The organism is Pseudomonas sp. PS02303, assembly GCF_029959925.1.
Lineage (GTDB): Bacteria > Pseudomonadota > Gammaproteobacteria > Pseudomonadales > Pseudomonadaceae > Aquipseudomonas > Aquipseudomonas mandelii.
This window is the reverse complement of sequence record NZ_JASCOM010000489.1, coordinates 1-1,892: the sequence shown is the minus strand read 5'-3', so window position 1 is coordinate 1,892 and position 1,892 is coordinate 1. Positions and strand designations below refer to the sequence as shown.

The following is a 1,892-nucleotide window of genomic DNA, read 5'->3' as shown; positions in this document are numbered from 1 at the left end:
GGCGCGGTGTCATTCAACATAGATGCTGATTGGCCCGCCGCCTTCGCGAGCAGGCTCGCTCCCACAAGGTTTGTACTCACAGTTCCAATGACCTTTTTAACTGCCCTGATGGATTCCAAACGATGGACCTGACCCCACGCGAAAAAGACAAGCTGCTGATCTTCACCGCAGGCCTCGTGGCCGAGCGGCGTTTGGCGCGCGGCGTGAAACTCAATTACCCGGAAGCCATGGCCTACATCTCCGCTGCGCTGCTCGAAGGCGCGCGTGACGGCCAGACCGTGGCCGAACTGATGCACTTCGGCACCACCCTGCTCAGCCGCGAACAAGTGATGGAAGGCATCCCGGAAATGATCCCGGAGATCCAGGTCGAAGCGACGTTCCCCGACGGCACCAAACTGGTCACCGTTCACCAACCCATCGCCTGAGGACGCGTCATGACCTATCACATCCGCGACGCGCTGCACGCCGATCTGCCGGCGATCCGCGACATCTACAACGACGCCGTGCTCAACACCACGGCGATCTGGAACGAACAGGCCGTGGACCTGGGCAACCGTCAGGCATGGTTCAGCGCCCGGCAAGCCCAGGGTTATCCGATCCTGGTGATCGTGGACGGCGATAACAGTGTGCTGGGCTACGCTTCATTTGGTGACTGGCGGCCGTTCGACGGTTTCCGCCACACCGTCGAGCACTCGGTCTACGTGCGTAGCGACCAGCGTGGCAACGGTCTCGGCCCGCAATTGATGACGGTGCTGATCGAGCGCGCCAAAGACTGCGACAAACATGTCATGGTCGCTGCCATCGAAAGCGGCAATGCCGCTTCCATCCGTTTGCATGAACGGGCCGGTTTCGTGACCACCGGGCAAATGCCGCAGGTGGGCACCAAGTTCGGCCGCTGGCTGGACCTGACCTTCATGCAACTGACCCTCAATCCTGGCGCGGAGCCGCCGCCCGCCAACAAGGAGTAATTGCCGATGAACGCTGCCCAACTGCGCCGCGTCAATGTTGAAAGCTTTGCGCACTATCGTCAGGGTTTGATTGATTTGCTGCTCGACGCCGTCGGCTATGGCGCCAGTGTCGGGTTCATGGCCAATCTGGACGCCACTCAGGCCCGCGCCTATTTCGATGAGGTTCAGGACAACCTGAACAAGGGCAACGTACTGCTGTGGGTGGTGGTCAAGGACGAGCAAGTGCAGGCCAGCGTGCAACTGACCCTGTGCCAGAAAGCCAACGGCCTGAACCGTGCCGAAGTGCAGAAACTGCTGGTGCGCGAACATGCGCGCCGCCGGGGCCTGGGCCAACAATTGATGAGCGCGCTGGAACAGGCCGCGCTCCAGCACAAACGCGGCATGCTTTACCTCGACACCGAAGCCGGCTCCCCCGCCGAAGACTTCTACAAGGCCCTGGGTTACACCAAGGCAGGTCAAATCCCTGATTACGCCTGCGACCCGAGCGGCCAGTACAAACCGACCGCCCTCTACTACAAGATTCTTCAGGGAGCCCACTGATGATTCCCGGTGAATACCAGATCCAGCCCGGCGACATCGAACTCAACGTTGGCCGTCGCACTGTCAGCCTGAAAGTGGCCAACAGTGGCGACCGGCCGATCCAGGTCGGCTCGCACTACCACTTCTTCGAAACCAACGACGCCTTGACCTTCGACCGCGCCGCCAGTCGCGGCATGCGCCTGAACATCCCCGCCGGCACCGCCGTGCGCTTCGAGCCGGGACAGAGTCGCGAGGTCGAGCTGGTGGACCTGGCCGGGCATCGTCGGGTGTTCGGGTTTGCCGGCAGGATCATGGGTGACCTCTAAGGAATGCGGTGTCTGCACCGCCCCCATCGCGAGCAGGCTCGCTCCCACAGTTGATCGCATTCCCCTGTGGGAGCGAGCC

General features: G+C 61.8%; 4 protein-coding genes. All 4 read left to right on the top strand.

Translation table 11 applies throughout. The features are described 5' to 3' along the window. Positions 1-122: 122 nt before the first annotated feature. From ureA to QMX98_RS34350, 4 genes are read left to right on the top strand one after another with little or no spacing between them, the layout of a single operon-like run. A complete protein-coding gene (gene ureA, locus QMX98_RS34365) occupies positions 123-425 on the top strand; it encodes an urease subunit gamma (protein ID WP_007907366.1) in 303 nt (100 codons plus the stop codon). Between the two features lie 9 nt (positions 426-434). Continuing rightward, entirely contained in the window at positions 435-968 is a 534-nt protein-coding gene (locus tag QMX98_RS34360) for a GNAT family N-acetyltransferase (protein WP_010464096.1), read from the top strand. 6 nt (positions 969-974) lie between these two features. Next, entirely contained in the window at positions 975-1,508 is a 534-nt protein-coding gene (locus QMX98_RS34355; RefSeq protein WP_010464097.1) for a GNAT family N-acetyltransferase, read from the top strand. After that, complete coding sequence (locus tag QMX98_RS34350) at positions 1,508-1,813, top strand: urease subunit beta (RefSeq protein ID WP_008146494.1); 306 nt, start codon at positions 1,508-1,510, stop codon at positions 1,811-1,813. The genes QMX98_RS34355 and QMX98_RS34350 overlap by 1 nt, the downstream gene beginning before the upstream one ends. Positions 1,814-1,892 lie beyond the last annotated feature (79 nt).